Below are 16,588 nucleotides of genomic sequence, written 5' to 3' on the forward strand. Positions count from 1 at the left end.
TTTTCAGGTGGTCTGGCGCGGATGCAGCCGCGCCTTCACGGTGAGCGGGTTGATATAGGGTTCCAGCCCCTTGATGGTGGCGCGCAGGGCGCCGCGCATCTCCTGCACGGTCTCCTGCCCCGCCTCGATCATCTGCTTGCGCATGTCGTCGTTCATCATGAGGTAGTGCACGCCCTTGGCCAGCATTTCCACGTCGCGCACCATCTTGGCGCTGCCGTTGCGGGCGAGCTGCTGGTAGGACTCGCGGAAATTCTGCACGTTGCCGCCGGACAGGATGGCGCAGCCGAGCATGGCCGGCTCCAGCGGGTTCTGCCCGCCCTCGGCAAAGAGCGAGCGGCCGACGAAGGCGATCTCCGTCATGCGCAGGTAGAGCCCCATCTCGCCGATCGTGTCGCCGAGGAAGATATCGGTCTCCGGCGTCAGCGGGTCATTCAGAGTGCGGCGGGCGACCTTGAGGCCGCGCGCGGTCAGCATGTCGGCAATGGCGTCGCCGCGCTCGGGATGGCGCGGCACGACGATGGTGAGCAGGCCGGTCCGCTCTTTCAGGGCGCGGTGCACGTTGCCGGCGGCGGCCTCCTCGCCCTCGAAGGTCGAGATCGCCGCCCAGGTGCGCCGGTCGCGGATCTGGTCGAGATAACCCCTGAGCACGGCGGAATCGGCCGGCGGCGCATCGGTATCGACCTTGAGATTGCCCGAGACCATGACGGGCAGCGCACCGAGCGTGCGAAACCGGTCGGCATCGAGTTCCGACTGGGCGACGACGAGGGCGAAATTCTCGAAGATCGCATCGGCGATCGACATGCGCCGCTTCCAGCGCGGGAAGGAGCGGTCCGAAATGCGGCCGTTGACCAGGACCTGCGGAATATGGCGCTTGCCGAGCTCCAGGATGGTCATCGGCCAGATCTCCGATTCCGCCATGATGGCGAGGTCGGGGTGCCAATATTCGAGGAAGCGGCTGATCGCCGGCTTCACGTCGAGCGGCACATATTGGTGGATGACATCCGGCCCCAGGCGCTCGCGCACCACCTTGGCGGAGGTAATGGTGCCGGTGGTGAGGAGGACCGCGATGCCGCGGCGGCGCACTTCCTTGATGAGCGGAATGACGGCCATCGTCTCGCCGACGCTTGCCGCATGGAACCAGACGAGCGGGCCGGTGGGGCGCGCAACGCTGGCAAAACCGTAGCGCTCGCGGCGACGGGAGCGGTCTTCCTTGCCCTTCGCGGCGCGGAAGCCGAGATAGGGGCCGACGATCGGATAGAGCGCGACGCCGCCCCAGCGATACAGCGACAGCGCGAAACGGGCGAGCCGCCTGCTCATGCGCAGGGCACCGTCGTTGTGAGCTTGGGGCTTTTCGGCATCATGGAAGGTCCGGTCTTTCTGTTCGGCGCGGCCTCGGGCCGCGCGGAACGGTGTCGGGGGAACGTGGCTCAGCCGTTCTGCGGATCCAGAAGGCGATGCATGTGGACGATGAAATAACGCATATGCGCATTGTCGACGGTGAGCTGCGCCTTGCCCTTCCAAGCGGTGAGCGCGGACGCATAATCGGGGAAGATTCCGACGATATCGAGATTGTTGAGATCACGGAACTGGGTGTCCGTGAGCGTCTTCAGCTCGCCGCCAAAGACGAGGTGGAGGAGCTGTTTCGGTTCGGTGGTTTCGGTCATGTCTTCTCTCTTTTTCTTACCGATTTCGGCAGGTGGTTTGCGGTATTCCGCACCAAAGGTCAATGGCCGGCAAGGTGCCGGGAGGCGTCCACAAGCCCGGAAAGCCGGGACAAACCGGCGGCAGCCAGCGTCTCGTGGCTGACGGTCGGGCGGTTGTAGAGGAGCGCCTCGCCATCGAGCGTCACGAGCGAGCCGCCGGCGCGCGAAAGGATGAGGTCGGCGGCCGCCAGATCCCAGTCGTGGGCGTTGCGTTTGACCAGCGTCGCATCGATGCGCCCGTCCGCCACCATGGCAAGCCGGTAGGCGAGCGACGGCACATGCGAGATGCGGTGCACGCCGCCGGAAAGGCCCCGGTGGAGATCCTGCGTCATGTCCTCTGGGATCGCCATACGCGTCGAACGGCTGGCATCCGGCTCGGTGACATGGATGGGCTCGCCGTTCTTCAGCGCCACGCCGTCGGCGGCGGCGGTGAACAGTTCATCGAGCGACGGCGCGAAGAGCACGCCCGCGACGGGGCGGCCCCGGTGCACGACGGCGGCGCTGACGCACCAGATGTGCTTGCCGGCGATGAAGGCGCGCGTGCCGTCGATCGGGTCGATGACAAAAACGGTCTCGCAGTCGAGCCGGCCGGCATCGTCGTCCGTCTCCTCCGATAGCCAGCCATAGTTCGGCCGGGCGGAGAGCAGCTCCTTCTTGAGGATGTCGTTGGCCGCGAAATCGGCAGCACTCACCGGCGAGTGGCCGCCGTTCTTCCACCAGACTTCCGGCCCCTTGCGGAAGAAATCGAGCGCGCGCGCACCCGCCAGCCGCGCCGCGCCGACGAGCAGATCGAGGTCGGCGGTCCAGGGGTTGGCGGGTTTCGGCATGGTGTCAGGTCCCGGCAAGCGTCATGCCTTCGATGGCCAGCGTCGGCGCGGCGACGCCGAACGAGCGGTCGATGTCATTTGCCGGCGTGATGCGCATGAACATGTCGACGAGGTTGGAGGCGATGGTGACTTCCGAGACCGCGAAGGTCAGCTCGCCGTTCTCGATCCAGTAGCCGGAGGCGCCGCGGCTATATTCGCCCGTCACCATGTTGACGCCCTGGCCGATCAGCTCGGTGACGTAGAAACCGGTACCGACGGAGCGGATCAGGTCTTCCGCCGAGATATCGCCGGGCTCCAGCGCGAGGTTGGTGGAAGCCGGGTTGACCGAGGTGCCGCCGCGCACGCCGCGACCGTTGGTCTTCAGGCCGAGCTCGTTGGCGGTGGAGGTGGAGAGGAACCAGTGCTGCAATACGCCGTCCTCGATCATGGCGAGGCGCTTCCCCGTGACACCCTCGCCATCGAAGGGGCGGGAGGAGGAGCCGCGCACGATAAGCGGGTCGTCGGTGACCGAAAGCCCGGCCTTCAGCACCTGCTTGCCCATGCGATCGCGCAAGAAGCTCGTCTTGCGGGCGACGGAGGCGCCGTTGATGGCGCCGGCAATGTGGCCGGTCATGCCGCGCGCCACGCGCGGATCGAAGACGACGGTGACGTTCTTGGCCGTCGGCACCTGGCGCGGGTTGAGCCGGCGCATGGCGCGCGCCGCCGCTTCGCGGCCGATCTCCTCAGCATCGCGCAGGTCGGCGAAATAGAGGCTCGAATCGTAGTCGTAGTCGCGCTCCATCTTCGTGCCTTCGCCGGCAATGACGCTGACGGAGCGGCCGAAGCGGCTGGCGCTGTAGGCGCCGGAAAAGCCGTGCGAGGTGGCGAGCACCAGGCCGCCCATGCCGGCGGACGCGCCGCCGCCGCCGGAATTGGTGATGCCGGAGACCGCCAGCGCCGCGGCTTCGGCGGCAAGTGCTGCCTCGGTCAGTTGCTCGGCGGAGACTTCGGTCGGGTCGTAAAGTTCGAGATCCGGCCAGTCGCGCGCAAGGTCGGCCTCGGCGGCGAGCGACGCATAGGGGTCTTCCGGCGAGGCCTTGGCCATGGCGACGGCGCGCTCGGCGAGCACCGTCAGGTCGAAGCCGGGATTGGCGGAAACGCTGGCGACGCGCTTGCCGACGAAGACGCGCAGCGAGAAGTCGTCGCTCTCCGAGGCTTCGGTGCCCTCGACCTTGCCGAGCCGCACGCTGACGGACGAGGAGCGGCCGCGCACGACGACGGCATCGGCCGCATCCGCCCCCGCCTGTATGGCGCGGTCGATGAGTTCGCCGGCGCGCGCGAGAAGGCTTGCGGAATCGATCGTCTCTGACATGACTTGGCCTTTCTTTGCTGACCCATTTATTGTGCAGTAGCACGAGCATCAAGGGCAGCCGCGCCTTTTTTGCCCTCGCGCCCGCGCCCCTCGAAGAAAGCCTTCCGCATGTCCTATACCCACAGCCCGTATAACGAGGTCCTGCTGATGCTCGGCGGCGCGCTTCTCGCCGCGCCGATCTTCAAGCGGCTGGGGCTCGGCACCATTCTCGGCTACCTCGCCGCCGGCGTGGTGATCGGCCCGATCCTGCACCAGATCCGCGACGGCGAGGAACTGCTGGGCGTCGCCGAACTCGGCGTCGTCTTCCTGCTCTTCCTGATCGGGCTGGAGCTGAAGCCCTCGCGCCTATGGGCGATGCGCCACGATATCTTCGGGCTCGGCCTGGCACAGGTCGTCGTCACCGGCCTGGTGCTGGCGGGGCTTACGCTGCTGTTCGGGCTTGAGGCTTGGGACGGGGCGCTGATCATCGGCTTCGGCCTGGCGCTCTCCTCCACCGCCTTCGCCATGCAGATCCTCGACGAGAAAGGCGACACCAACACGCGCTTCGGCCAGCGTGCCTTCTCCATGCTCTTGTTCCAGGACCTCGCCATCGTACCGCTGCTGGCGCTGATCCCGCTGCTCGCCGAACAGGCGCCGCAGGACACGACGACCGCCTTCCAGGACTTCCTCGTCGCCGTCGCCGCCATTGCCGCGCTCTTCGTCGCCGGCCGCTACCTGCTCAATCCGCTGTTCCAGATCATTGCGCGCACCGGTGCACGCGAGGCGATGATCGCGGCCGCCCTCTTCGTCGTGCTGGCCGCCGCCATGCTGCTGCAGATGGCGGGCCTCTCCATGGCGATGGGCGCCTTCCTTGCCGGCGTGCTGCTGGCCGATTCCTCCTATCGCCATGAATTGCAGGCGGATGTCGAACCGTTCCGCGGGATCCTGCTCGGCCTGTTCTTCATGGCCGTCGGCCTGTCGCTGCATCTCGACGTGATCTTTTCGAGCTGGCTGACCATCCTGATCGCCACGCCCGCCGTCATGCTGGTGAAGGGCTTCGTGATTTACGGCCTCTGCCGCTTCACCGGCTCCTCGCACAATGATGCCGTGCGCATCGCGCTGCTGCTGCCGCAGGGCGGCGAATTCGGCTTCGTGCTGTTCACCGCGGCCGCGGCCGCCGGCATCTTCTCCGGCGGGCTCGCCTCGCTGCTCATCGCCATCGTGACGACCTCCATGGCGCTGACGCCGATTGCGGCGGCCCTTTCCCGCTTCCTGCTGGTGGCTGACGTGGAGGAGGAGATGGAGGAGGATTTCGAGGGTGCGGGGGCGGACGTGCTGATGATCGGCTTTTCGCGCTTCGGCCAGATCGCCGCGCAGATCCTGCTTGCCGGCGGGCGCGAGGTGACGGTCATCGACCATTCGACCGACCGCGTGCGCCAGGCCGCAAACTTCGGCTTCCGCATCTATTTCGGCGACGGAACGCGCAAGGACGTGCTGCGCGCCGCCGGCATCGAGCGTGCCAAGATCGTCGCCGTCTGCACGCAGGGCAAGGCCTCGACGGACCGCATCGTCGATCTCGTACAGTCGGAATATCCCAATGCGACGATCTTCGCGCGCTCCTACGACCGGGTGCACACCCTGTCGCTGCGCGCCCGCGGCGTGCAGCACGACGTGCGCGAAACCTTCGAATCCGCCCTCGTCTTCGGCCGGGAAACGCTGGAAGCGCTCGGCGTGGAGCCCGACGACGCCCTGGCCATCGGCGACGACATCCGCCGCCGCGACGTGGCACGGCTGGAGTTGCAGGCGGCCGAAGGGATTTCCGCGGGGCGCCACATGCTGCACTCCAAGCCGGTCAAGCCGGAGCCGCTGCTGAAGCCGAAAAACGTGACCCAGGCGGACGAGGAAGAGAGCGCCTAGGCCACCGCAGACAGTTTTTCGTCGAGCGCCCGCTTCAGCTCGTCGCGGATGCCGGCAGAGGTGGCGAGGACTTCGCCGGCCTTGACGAAATCGAGCACCCGGAAGCGGCCGACATCCGGGCGGAGATAGATGTCCGGCGCGCCCTTTTCGAGTTTCAGCGTGACGATGGAGCGCATGGTGAGCTGGGTCGCGCCATAGAGGCTGTCGACGCTGTTGGGCAGTTCCGCGGTGCCGGCCGCCGGCTGGCCGATCACGTCGACGCCGATGGTGATGTCCGCATGGCCGATGAGGTGATCGAAAGGCACGGGGTTCCACAGCCCGCCGTCGATCATCACGCGGCCATTGATCATCACCGGGCGGAAGACGGCCGGGAGTGCTGCGGAGGCGGCGATCGCCGGGAACAGCGGCCCGCTCTCGCAGACGCATTCGCACTGGCCGTAATAATCCGACGTCACGACCTTCAACGGGATCGCAAGGTCCTCGAACGTCTCCGGCAGGCGATCCGGCAGGAAGGCCTTCAGCACGCGCTCCAGGTTGAACTGCCCGACGCGGAAGCCGACCTCGGAGAGCCGCGTGGGTCGCAGGCTCCAGAGCCGGTTCATGATGCGGCTCGGATGGCCGATCGCAGCGAGCGTGTGGTCGCGGATTTCTTTGCCCGACATGCCGGCCGCCATGGCCGCGCCCAGGATGGCGCCGATCGAGGCGCCCGAGATCAGCACCGGGCGGATGCCGAGTTCGTCCAGCACCTCGATGACATGGATATGGGCGAGGCCGCGCGCGCCGCCGCCGCCAAGCGCGATGGCGACCGTCGGGCCGCCTGGCCGCGATACGTCTGCGGAAACGAGGGCATCGGTCATCGCGGCGGTCTCCTGCTCGCTTTTTGTTTCCGCCGCACTATCCGACGCCGAAGCGATGCCGCTTCGGCTGGAAATGCTCTACGGTTCAGCCGGACCGGTAGCGGTAGAAATGCATGCGCGTATCGCCGAAGGTGCGGACTTCGAGAAGCTCGTAGCCATCGACGGCGGCAGGCTGAATATCGGCACGCTCTTCAAGGATGGCAAGGGCGCCATCGACAAGCCAGCCGCCGCGCGCCGCCGCATCGAGCGCGCGCTCACCAAGGCCCTTGGCGTATGGCGGATCGGCGAAGAGGAAGTCGAACGGCTCCACCGTGCCGACGCTGCCGAGCGCCGTGGCATCGCGCCGGAAAATCTTGGCGCGGCCGATGAGGCCCAGCGTTTCGATATTGGAATGCAGGAGCCCCCTGCCCTCGACGCTCTGCTCGACGAAGAGGGCTGCGCGCGCACCGCGCGACACCGCCTCCAGGCCGACGGCGCCGGTGCCCGCGAAGAGATCGAGCACGCGCGTGCCGTCGAGCGCCTCGGGATAGGCATGCGACAGGATGTTGAAGAGGCTTTCGCGCGTGCGGTCCGTCGTCGGACGAATGTCATCCGACTTCGGCGTCGCCAGCGCGCGGCCGCGAAACTCTCCGCCGACGATCCGCACGGGCGCTTACTTGCCCTTGCCGCGCGGACGGCTTCCACCGGCGGGCTTGCCGCCAGCGGGTTTTCCACCGGAGGGGCGTCCACCACCCGGCTTGCCGCCGAAGGACTTGCCGCCGGACGGCTTAGCCCCGAAAGGCTTGCCGCCATCGCGACGCGGCGGGCGATCCGAGAAGGTGCGTTCGCCCTCGGCGCGGGGCTTGCGATCCGTACGATCGCCGAAGGAGCGCTCGCCTTCCGCGCGGGGTTTGCGGTCGCCACGGGCCGGACGGTCACCGAAGGAGCGGTCGCCGCGCGGCGGGCGATCACCGAAATCGCGGGGGGCGCGGTCGTCGCCGGCGCCGGAGCGCTTGCGGCCGAAGCCGCCGCGCCCGCCGTCGTCACGATCCTGCTTTTCCGGCTCGGAGGCGCGGATCCACTCGCCGTCCTCGTCGCGGGTCTTCAGCACGCGCGGCTTGTCGGCGCGGTCGTCGCCCGGGCGGCCACGGGCCGGTCCTGCCTTGCGGTCGGGATCGAACTTCTTCGCCGTGCGGGTCGGCGCGCCATCGGCGGTGCGGCCGTAGCGCTTGGTCTTCGGCGCACCTTCCGGCCGTTCGCGCGGCTCGCGCTTCACGCCTTCGGCGGTCTCCGCCTTCTTTTCGGCGACCGGACGGGCGCCGGGCGCCATCCAGACATTCGACTTGCGGGCGCGCACGGCGGGCTCGCGCTTCGGCTTGCCTTCGAAACGATCGTCGGTGCGGTCGCGAGGGCCGCCGCGCGGCTTCTCGCCAAAGCGGTCGTCGCGCTTGGTGTCGAGGCGGGCGCGGGCCTTTTCGCGGCGGTCTTCCGGCTTTTCGCGGCGGCCGGCGGGCTTTTCGCCCCAGGCGGGCTGCGCGGCCTCGCGGGCCTTGGCGGCCGGCTTCTCGTCCGCATCGTCAACCGCATGGTCGAAGAGCGGCGCATCGAAATTCGCCTTGGCTTCCTCGATGAGGCGGGGGCCGAGCTGGTCGCGCAGCGTGCGGCCGCGGATTTCCTGGGCGTGGCCTTCCGGCAGTTCGCCGAGCTGGAACGGGCCGTAAGAGATGCGGATCAGGCGGTTCACGTCGAGGCCGAGCGCGCCGAGCACGTTCTTGATCTCGCGGTTCTTGCCTTCGCGAAGGCCCATGGTGATCCAGACATTGGTGCCTTGCACCTTGTCGAGCGTCGCGTCGATCGCGCCATAGAGCACGCCATCGACGGCGAGGCCTTCCTTCAGCTTGTCGAGGTCGGCCTGCTCGATCTTGCCGTGGGCGCGCACGCGGTAGCGGCGCAGCCAGCCGGTCGTCGGCAGTTCCAGCATGCGAGCGAGGCCGCCGTCATTGGTCAGCAGCAGCAGGCCTTCGGTGTTGATGTCGAGGCGGCCGATGGACATGACGCGCGGCAGGTCTTCGGGCAGGTTGTCGAAGACCGTCGGGCGGCCTTCCGGGTCGGCATTGGTCGTCACGAGGCCGGCCGGCTTATGGTAGAGCCAGAGGCGCGTGCGCTCAATGCCGCGGATCGGCATGCCGTCGACCTCGATGCGGTCGGCGAAGGTGGCGTTGAGCACCGGCGTGTCCAGCACCTTGCCGTTCACGCTGACGCGGCCTTCCATGATCATGCGCTCGATATCGCGGCGCGAGGCGACGCCGGCGCGGGCGAGCAGCTTGGAAATGCGCTCGGGCGCGAGGTCGGCGCTTGCCGAAGCGGCCGGCGCCGCCTTGGCGGGCTTCGCGTCGCGGGCCGGCTTTGCATCACGCGCGGGTTTTCCGTCACGCGGCGCGGATTTGCCGGCGAAGGGTTTGCCGCCCGGCTTCTTGCCTGCCGGCTTGCCGGCGGCAGAGTATGGCTTGCCCTCGGCGGCCGATGCGGCGGCACGGGGCTTGCGGTCACGGCCTGCGGGCTTGTCACCCGGCCGTTTTGGCTTGTCTTTGAATGTCATTTGTGCTGCCTGCGTTTTGGCGTGTCCTATCAGGTCACACGCCCCGGGTTAAGAGGAATTCGTGCCACTCATGACAAATCGCTTCATGGAGATCGCGCTGGCCGAGGCGCGTGCGGCTGGCGAGCGGGGCGAAGTGCCGGTCGGCGCCGTGCTGGTGCTTGACGGCGCAGTCGTCGCGCAGTCCGGCAACCGCACGCGGGCGGAGAGCGATGTCACCGCCCATGCCGAGGTCGCCGTCATCCGCGAGGCGTCCCGCAAGCTCGGCCAGGAGCGGCTGACGGGCGCCGATCTCTACGTGACGCTCGAACCCTGCACGCTCTGCGCCGCCGCCATTTCCTTCGCCCGAATCCGTAGGCTCTATTACGGTGCGGAGGACCCGAAGGGCGGCGCGGTGGACAATGGCGTGCGCTTCTTCACCCAGCCGACCTGCCACCACGCGCCCGATGTCTATTCCGGCATCGGCGGCCTGGAAGCGGCGGAAATCCTCAAGGATTTTTTCGCCGAACGGCGCTGATCAGCCTTCGGCGAACTGTTTGAGCTTGTCGCCACTCAGCCGGTAGCGGACCCATTCCGACTGCGGCTCGGCCCCGATCGCGTCATAGACGCGGATCGCCGGGGTGTTCCAGTCGAGCACGCTCCATTCGAAACGGCCGCAGCCTTCCTCGATCGCGGTACGCGCGAGGTGGCGCAGCAGCATCTTTCCGACGCCAGCGCCGCGGTGATCGGGCGTCACATAGAGGTCTTCCAGATAGAGGCCGTTCTTCGCCTGCCAGGTGGAGTAGGACAGGAACCAGACGGCGGAACCGGCGGGCTCGCCAGCCTCCGTCTCACAGATCACCGCGCGGGTGACGGAGCCTTCGCCGAACAGCGAGGAAGCAATGGTCTCCTCGGTCGCAGCAACCTCGTGCAGCGCCTTCTCGTAATCGGCAAGTTCGCGGATGAAACGCAGGATTGTGCCGACGTCGCTGACCGACGCCGGGCGAATTCTGTAAGCCGTCATCAGCTTAGAAGGGCCACCAGGCGGAACCGCTCTGCTTGGCCGCCTTCGCTTCCTTCTTGCGGCGGCGCTCCTTGGTGCGCTCCGGCTCGCCGAGATCGGCCGAGGCCTCTTCCGGAAGGCGGCGATAATCGACCGGCGGATCGCTCAGGTAACGGCGCTTGTCGGAATAGGCACCCATCTGCAGCCGGCGCGCATCGCGATAGGCAGCGGTCTGTTCAGCGGCGGAAAGCTTGCGGTTCGTCGTGCTCTGCGCGGCGAGCGGCGAACGATAGTTCCCGTCGTCGCTATTGGCCGCAGCCTCGGTACGCAGGCGCTCGCGCATCTCCTCCGGGCTTTCGATCCACTCGGGATTGTCCTTGCTGGAGACGGACTGCTGCGGCGTGGCAAGGGCGACCTCGTCCTTCGGCACCACGAGGCCACCGCGCGGCTGGTAGCGGATGTTCTTCTTTTCCGCGTCGTCGGGCCGGAGCGTCACCGCATTGCCGATATCATCCACCAGCTGCTCGCCGGCGGTCTTGCCGGTGCCGTAGGTCGGCCCCATGCAGCCGGTCAGCAGGAGGCTTCCACCGAGGAGGCCGATCAAGCCGGTACGCAGCCGAATATTTCGCGTCATTCCCATGAATACCCTTCCAGCAGAGCCGGCGCCCAAAGCCCGAACACGGCAATAGATCGCCGTGCCATGGCGGAAAAATCCGACCATTTTCAGGCAGCAATACCGGATGAAGACCGCAAGCGCAATTCATCCGGAATATTGACGGCCGGAAAGCCCCCGCCGTCAACAATGCTGTGCGTTACGCCGCGCGGCGAAAACCGATCTCGCGCAGCGCCGCCGCGTCGCGGGCCGAGACGTCCGGATAGTCCGGATCGGCGCCGACATCCGTGGTGATGCGCCAGGAGCGCGCGCACTTCCTGCCCTCGGCAAGCTGCGGCTCGACGGACACCTTAGCGACGTCCTGAAGACGGAAGGCTGCGGCCGGGCCTTCGCCGGCAACCAGCGAGATCGCCGAGGTGATGCAGATTTCCGCAAAGTCCTGGCCTTCGAGGGCTGCGAGCAGCTCCGGATCGGCGATGGAGACGACCGGGGCAGCCTCCAGGGAGGCGCCGATGCGCTTCTCGCGGCGTTCGATCTCCAACGCGCCGGTGACCACCGAGCGCACGGCGCGGATCTTCTCCCACTTGGCTTCCAGCGCATCGTTGCGCCATTCGGCCGGCACCACCGGGAACTGTTCCAGATGCACCGAAACGGCGTCCGGCTTCAGTGACAGCCAGGCTTCCTCCGTGGTGAAGGGCAGCATGGGGGCGAGCCAGGTGACGAGGCACTCGAACAGCTTGCGGATGACCGCGAGCGAGGCGCGGCGCTTCAGCGATGACGGGGCGTCGCAGTAGAGCGCATCCTTGCGGACGTCGAAGTAGAAGGCCGAGAGCTCGACATTCGAGAAGTCGATGAGCGAACGGGCGATCTTCTTGAAATCGAACGCGTCGTAGCCTTCGCGCACGACGGCGTCGAGCTCGGAGAGCCGGTGCAGCATGAGCTTTTCGAGTTCCGGCATGTCGGCATAGGCGATCTCCTCGCCCGTGTCGTGCGCCAGCGTGCCCAGCATCCAGCGCACCGTGTTGCGCAGCTTGCGGTAGGCGTCGATGTTGGTCTGGATGATCGTCTTGCCGAGGCGCTGGTCTTCCCAGTAGTCGGTCGTCATCACCCAAAGGCGCAGGATATCGGCGCCCGATTCCTTCATCACATCCTGCGGCGAGACGACGTTGCCCTTGGACTTCGACATCTTCTCGCCCTTCTCGTCCATGGTGAAACCATGGGTGATGACGGCGTTATAGGGCGCGCGGCCACGGGTCGCCGCCGATTCCAGTAGCGAAGAGTGGAACCAGCCGCGATGCTGGTCGGAGCCTTCCAGATAGACGTCGGCCGGCCATTTCAGGTCCGGGCGGTCTTCCAGCGTGAAGGTGTGCGTCGAGCCCGAGTCGAACCAGACGTCGAGGATGTCCATGACCTGCGTCCACTTGGCCGGGTCATGGTCGTTGCCGAGAAAACGCTCCTTGGCGCCTTCGGCAAACCACGCGTCGGCACCCTCCTGCTCGAAGGCTTCGAGGATGCGGGCATTGACGGCCTCGTCGATCAGCACTTCGCCCTTCTCGTCGGCGAAAACGGCGATCGGCACGCCCCAGGCGCGCTGGCGCGACAGCACCCAGTCCGGGCGGCCTTCGATCATGGCGCGCAGGCGGTTCTGGCCGGCGGCGGGCACGAAGCGGGTCTCGTCGATGGCGTTCAGCGAACGCGAGCGCAGCGTGGTGCCGTCGCCGAGTTCCTTGTCCATGTAGACGAACCATTGCGGCGTGTTGCGGAAGATGACCGGCTTCTTGGAGCGCCAGGAATGCGGATAGGAGTGCTTGATGCGGCCGCGGGCAAACAGGTTGTTGGCGGCGATCAGCGCCTTGATGACGCGCTCGTTGGCATCGCCCTTCTTGCCATTGTCGTCCATGACGCGGGCGCCGTCGAAGCCGGGGGCGTCGGCGGTGTAGAAGCCGGCGTCGTCGACGGTGAACGGGATTTTCGACGAGATGCCGCGGGCTTCGAGCGCGCGGGCCGCCGCCGTCCAGGCGTCAAAGTCCTCACGGCCGTGGCCGGGTGCGGTGTGCACGAAGCCGGTGCCGGCATCGTCGGTGACGTGGTCGCCATCGAGCAGCGGCACCTTGAAGTCGTAGCCGAGGGCGGCCAGCGGATGGGCGCAGACGACCGCCTCCAGCTCTTCCGGTGCGATGTCGCGGAGGAACTTGAAGGTGAGCTTTGCCTTGGCCGCCGATTCATCGGCAAGACGGGTGGCGAAGACGAGCTTTTCGCCCGGCTGCGGGCCGAAATCGTTCTGCGCGCTTTCCACCTCGTAGAGGCCATAGGGATAGCGCGACGAGAAGGCGATGCCGCGGTTGCCGGGGATCGTCCAGGGCGTGGTCGTCCAGATGACGACGGAATTGCCGAGCAGGTCGGCCGGACCTTCGATCACCGGGAACTTCACCCAGATTGCATCGCTCTCGACATCGGCATATTCGACTTCAGCTTCGGCCAGCGCCGTGCGCTCGACGACCGACCACATGACGGGCTTCGAGCCACGGTAAAGCTGGCCGCTCCTGGCGATCTTCAGGAGTTCGCCGGCGATGCGGGCTTCCGCGTGAAAATTCATCGTCGTGTAGGGGTTGTCGAAGTCGCCCTCGATGCCGAGGCGCTTGAACTCTTCCGCCTGGATCTTGATCCAGCCGGCGGCGAAGTCACGGCATTCCTGGCGGAATTCGTTGACCGGGACCTCGTCTTTGTTCTTGCCCTTCTCGCGGTACTTTTCCTCGATCTTCCATTCGATCGGAAGGCCGTGGCAGTCCCAGCCGGGCACGTAGTTCGAGTCATAGCCGCGCATCTGGAAGGAGCGGGTGATGACGTCCTTCAGGATCTTGTTCAGCGCGTGGCCGATATGGATGTTGCCATTGGCATAGGGCGGACCATCGTGCAGCACGAACTTCTCGCGGCCGGCGGCGGAGGCGCGCAGCTGCTTGTAGAGCCCCATCTGCTGCCAGCGGACCACCGTTTCCGGCTCCTTCGTCGGCAGGCCGGCACGCATCGGGAAATCCGTCTGCGGCAGGTAGAGGGTGGGCGAATAATCGACTTTTTCGGGCGTATCGGTCATGGATATGGCTATCGTCTTTTTTTCGCGCGCGTTTGCGCATGCGGGGATATTGTCAGGCTCCGACGGCGGGGGCGCTTTTCGAAAACGCCCAAAATCCCGGACCTTCCGGCCTCGCTCAGAGCGCGCGGAAGGCCGGGCCACTAATTCGCAGATCGATGGTCAGCCGGTTGAGCATCATGCGCGCGGTATTACGGCCTTTTCGCCATTTTGAAAAGACGCCAGAGTCGTTTGTTCCTAGAAACAGATGCGCCGGTCGATCGGCCCCAGCGGCGTGACGCCGGAAAGCAGCGCGCGCGCCTCCTCCTCGTCGCGCTTCATCTGGATGACGAGCGGGTCGAGGCCGTCGAATTTCAGCTCGTCGCGCAGGTGGCCGAAGAAGGAGACGGCGGAGATTTCGCCGTAGAGATCGCCCGAGAAATCGAAGAGGAAGGTTTCGAGCAGCGGCACGCCGTTCGACGTGACCGTCGGGCGGCGGCCGTAGCTGGCGACGCCGTCGTGCAGGCTGCCGTCAGGGCGGCGGAAGCGCACGGCGTAGATGCCGTTGCGCAGTTCCACTTCCGGGGGAAGCTGCATGTTGGCCGTCGGGTAGCCGAGCGTGCGGCCGAGCTTCTTGCCGTCGATGACCTCCGCCTCGACCGTGTAGCGGTAGCCGAGTTGGCCGGCCGCTTCCACGACCGCACCCTCGCCAAGCAGGGCACGGGTGAAGCTCGACGAGATGACCGAGGCGTTCTCGTCGCGGAAGGCATCGACCAGCGTCACACCGAAGCCATTGTCCTGGCCGGCGGCCATCAGGAAGGCCGGGCCGCCTTCCCTGCCCTTGCCGAAGTGGAAATCGAAGCCGGTAACGACCTCGGAGGCGTGCAGCCAGTCGATCAGCACCGAGCGGATGAAATCATGCGCCGACATTTCGGAGAAGCCGCGGTCGAACGGATATTCGATGACCGCGGAAAAACCCATGCCTTCGAGGATGCGCGCCTTCAGCGGCGCCGGCGTCAGGCGGAAGACCGGACGCTCGGGGCGGAAGACGGTGCGGGGATGCGGCTCGAAGGTCAGCACGAGGGCCGGGATGCCGCGGTCGCTCGCGAGATCGAGCGCGCGTTGCAGCACGGCCTGGTGGCCGCGGTGCACGCCGTCGAAATTGCCGATGGCGATGACGCCGCCGCGCAGGTGTTCCGGCAGCGGCTGCTTTGTCTCGTTCCTGTGAAATACCGTCATGACGACCGTCTCCGTCACTGCAGCCGGGGCATCCACCATTTGGGGTGGGAGCCTTCGCGCGTCAGGAAAGCCGCGAGCTTCGCCTCGTCGGTGCGGCCCGCTTCGACATATTCCTGCGCATGGATGCCGCCGGAAATATAGAGCACATCGAGGCCGAAGGCTTCCGCGCCGCGCACATCCGTCGGCATGCCGTCGCCGACCGCGATCACGCGCGACAGGTCGAAGTCGCCGCGCACGTCCTTCGCCTCGGCGATCGACTTTTCATAGATCGGCCGGTGCGGTTTGCCGGCGATCAGGCTCGTGCAGCCGAGCTCCTCGTAGAATTTCGCGAGCGCCCCGGCACATTGGATGAGCCGGTGGCCGCGCTCGACGACGAGGTCCGGATTGGCACAGATGAAGGGCAGCTTTTTCGCGGCGAGCCTTTCCAGCTCCTCGCTATAGTCCTCGACGGTTTCCGTCTCGTCGCTGCGCAGGCCCGCGCAGACCACGATGCCGGCCTCGTCGATGCCGACGGTCTCGACGCCGAGGCCATCGAGCAGCGGCAGGTCCTTTTCGGCGCCGATGAAATAGACCTTCTTCGGGCCTTCGGCGATCAGCGCGCGGGTGACGTCGCCGGAGGTGACGATGCGATCATAGGAATCGTCGGCGACGCCGAGGCCGCGGATCTGCACCTTGACGCCCGGATGCGGGCGCGGCGAATTGGTGATGAGCACGACGGTGAGGCCGGCGGCGCGGGCGTCCGCGAGCGCTTCCGAGGCGTAAGAGAAAGCTTCGACGCCATTGTGCAGGACGCCCCAGACGTCGCAGAGCACCACGTCATATTGCGAAGCGATGTCGCGGAAGGATTGGATGCGTTCAGCCATCAGGTAGTCCTGTTCGAAATCGAGCCCGGCTGACATTGCAAAGCGAGGCCAAGAAAACAAGCCTCTCCACACAATTTTGCCCCATCAACAGGCAAACTGCCGGAAATTCATGGCCCTGACTTGATGGCGTGCGATTTCACTCCCATCTGCCGGCTGCGGTAACCATCCGGGGCAAAATAATTTCCGGGCGTCGTCCTTGACTCGAAAAGCGCCGACGCCTATCTCCGGGCCGCTAGCACTCCTAACCAGTGAGTGCTAACATCCATCCATCGGGTCCATACCGGGATCCGCAATGTCATTCGATCGAGGGATAAGACAATGGCAAGCACCACCTTCCGCCCGCTTCACGATCGCGTCGTCGTACGTCGCGTCGAATCCGAAGCCAAGACCAAGGGCGGCATCATCATTCCGGACACCGCCAAGGAAAAGCCGCAGGAAGGCGAAATCGTCGCCGTCGGTTCCGGCGCCCGTGACGATTCCGGCAAGGTCGTTCCGCTGGACGTCAAGGCTGGCGACCGCGTTCTGTTCGGCAAGTGGTCGGGCACCGAAGTCAAGCTCGACGGCGAAGACCTTCTGATCATGAAGGAAGCCGACATCATGGGCATCATCGGCTGA

General features: G+C 66.4%; 15 protein-coding genes. 3 read left to right on the forward strand and 12 right to left on the reverse strand.

From position 1 onward, the window contains the following. Positions 1 to 3 precede the first annotated feature (3 nt). The 4 genes from waaA to AC1RWL_RS24610 all read right to left on the reverse strand — a co-directional run bounded on the left by waaA (position 4) and on the right by AC1RWL_RS24610 (position 3,881). Entirely contained in the window at positions 4 to 1,317 is a 1,314-nt protein-coding gene (waaA, locus tag AC1RWL_RS24595; protein WP_435267483.1) for a lipid IV(A) 3-deoxy-D-manno-octulosonic acid transferase, read from the reverse strand. A 110-nt stretch (positions 1,318 to 1,427) separates the two neighbouring features. Further along, positions 1,428 to 1,664, reverse strand: coding sequence for a DUF4170 domain-containing protein (locus AC1RWL_RS24600; RefSeq protein WP_256118506.1), 237 nt, complete (start codon positions 1,662 to 1,664; stop codon positions 1,428 to 1,430). Between the two features lie 59 nt (positions 1,665 to 1,723). Then, a complete protein-coding gene (locus tag AC1RWL_RS24605) occupies positions 1,724 to 2,530 on the reverse strand; it encodes a 3'(2'),5'-bisphosphate nucleotidase CysQ (RefSeq protein ID WP_493095782.1) in 807 nt (268 codons plus the stop codon). Positions 2,531 to 2,534: 4 nt separating this feature from the next. After that, positions 2,535 to 3,881 (reverse strand): TldD/PmbA family protein, encoded by a 1,347-nt coding sequence (locus tag AC1RWL_RS24610; protein WP_493095783.1) that lies wholly within the window; start codon positions 3,879 to 3,881, stop codon positions 2,535 to 2,537. A 108-nt stretch (positions 3,882 to 3,989) separates the two neighbouring features. Here AC1RWL_RS24610 and AC1RWL_RS24615 point away from each other — a divergent pair, with 108 nt between their 5' ends. Further along, a complete protein-coding gene (locus tag AC1RWL_RS24615; protein WP_493095784.1) occupies positions 3,990 to 5,777 on the forward strand; it encodes a monovalent cation:proton antiporter-2 (CPA2) family protein in 1,788 nt (595 codons plus the stop codon). Here the strand turns inward: AC1RWL_RS24615 and AC1RWL_RS24620 are convergent. The 3 genes from AC1RWL_RS24620 to AC1RWL_RS24630 form a co-directional block, all read right to left on the reverse strand. Next, on the reverse strand, positions 5,774 to 6,634 hold the full coding sequence (locus tag AC1RWL_RS24620; protein ID WP_493095785.1) for a patatin-like phospholipase family protein: 861 nt from the start codon (positions 6,632 to 6,634) through the stop codon (positions 5,774 to 5,776). The genes AC1RWL_RS24615 and AC1RWL_RS24620 overlap by 4 nt on opposite strands. Before the next feature lie 85 nt (positions 6,635 to 6,719). Continuing rightward, positions 6,720 to 7,280 carry a 16S rRNA (guanine(966)-N(2))-methyltransferase RsmD gene (rsmD, locus tag AC1RWL_RS24625; protein ID WP_256118501.1) on the reverse strand — a complete coding sequence of 187 codons (561 nt, stop codon included), beginning with the start codon at positions 7,278 to 7,280 and terminating at the stop codon, positions 6,720 to 6,722. 6 nt (positions 7,281 to 7,286) lie between these two features. Further along, complete coding sequence (locus AC1RWL_RS24630; RefSeq protein ID WP_493095786.1) at positions 7,287 to 9,212, reverse strand: pseudouridine synthase; 1,926 nt, start codon at positions 9,210 to 9,212, stop codon at positions 7,287 to 7,289. Positions 9,213 to 9,297: 85 nt separating this feature from the next. Between AC1RWL_RS24630 and AC1RWL_RS24635 the strand changes: the two genes are divergently transcribed. Continuing rightward, the gene (locus AC1RWL_RS24635; RefSeq protein ID WP_493095912.1) at positions 9,298 to 9,726 is read left to right on the forward strand and encodes a nucleoside deaminase; all 429 of its coding nucleotides are present in this window, start codon (positions 9,298 to 9,300) and stop codon (positions 9,724 to 9,726) included. On the opposite strand, the gene AC1RWL_RS24640 is transcribed toward AC1RWL_RS24635, so the two are convergent. The 5 genes from AC1RWL_RS24640 to AC1RWL_RS24660 all read right to left on the reverse strand — a co-directional run bounded on the left by AC1RWL_RS24640 (position 9,727) and on the right by AC1RWL_RS24660 (position 15,973). Beyond that, positions 9,727 to 10,212 carry a GNAT family N-acetyltransferase gene (locus AC1RWL_RS24640; protein WP_493095787.1) on the reverse strand — a complete coding sequence of 162 codons (486 nt, stop codon included), beginning with the start codon at positions 10,210 to 10,212 and terminating at the stop codon, positions 9,727 to 9,729. Between the two features lie 4 nt (positions 10,213 to 10,216). Next, on the reverse strand, positions 10,217 to 10,831 hold the full coding sequence (locus tag AC1RWL_RS24645; protein WP_256118497.1) for a hypothetical protein: 615 nt from the start codon (positions 10,829 to 10,831) through the stop codon (positions 10,217 to 10,219). Positions 10,832 to 11,003: 172 nt separating this feature from the next. Further along, positions 11,004 to 13,895 carry an isoleucine--tRNA ligase gene (gene ileS / locus AC1RWL_RS24650; RefSeq protein WP_493095788.1) on the reverse strand — a complete coding sequence of 964 codons (2,892 nt, stop codon included), beginning with the start codon at positions 13,893 to 13,895 and terminating at the stop codon, positions 11,004 to 11,006. Between the two features lie 234 nt (positions 13,896 to 14,129). Further along, entirely contained in the window at positions 14,130 to 15,110 is a 981-nt protein-coding gene (locus AC1RWL_RS24655; protein ID WP_493095789.1) for a bifunctional riboflavin kinase/FAD synthetase, read from the reverse strand. Positions 15,111 to 15,124: 14 nt separating this feature from the next. After that, complete coding sequence (locus tag AC1RWL_RS24660) at positions 15,125 to 15,973, reverse strand: TIGR01459 family HAD-type hydrolase (RefSeq protein ID WP_493095790.1); 849 nt, start codon at positions 15,971 to 15,973, stop codon at positions 15,125 to 15,127. Positions 15,974 to 16,291: 318 nt separating this feature from the next. Here AC1RWL_RS24660 and groES point away from each other — a divergent pair, with 318 nt between their 5' ends. Continuing rightward, positions 16,292 to 16,588 carry a co-chaperone GroES gene (groES, locus tag AC1RWL_RS24665; protein WP_256118493.1) on the forward strand — a complete coding sequence of 99 codons (297 nt, stop codon included), beginning with the start codon at positions 16,292 to 16,294 and terminating at the stop codon, positions 16,586 to 16,588.

Source organism: Shinella sp. GW821-FHT10F02 (assembly GCF_058809275.1).